General features: G+C 76.6%; 1 pseudogene. It reads right to left on the bottom strand.

Annotated features, from left to right (window positions below):
- Positions 1-252: pseudogene (locus tag F6S12_RS33440) on the bottom strand (TolC family protein); the annotation flags it as partial.

The following is a 252-nucleotide window of genomic DNA, read 5'->3' as shown; positions in this document are numbered from 1 at the left end:
TGCGCGCCGTGGCCGCCGCCAGCCGTCGCTCGGCCTGACTCACGTCGGGACGCCGACGCAGCATGGCCAGGGCATCGCTCTGGGGCATGGGCGAACCCAGGCGCGGGGCCTGGTGACAAGCCTGGGCCGCCGCCGGTGCATCACCCGGGGGGCGCCCCAGCAAGACGGCCAGTTCGGCCAGGGCCCGCTGCCGCCCGGCCTGCAACGGCGGCAGGCTGGCCTGCACTTGACCCACCAGGCCTTCGGCGCGCA

Source organism: Pseudomonas sp. JV245A, assembly GCF_032424515.1.
GTDB lineage: Bacteria > Pseudomonadota > Gammaproteobacteria > Pseudomonadales > Pseudomonadaceae > Aquipseudomonas > Aquipseudomonas protegens.
This window is presented reverse-complemented; position numbering and strand designations above follow the sequence as displayed.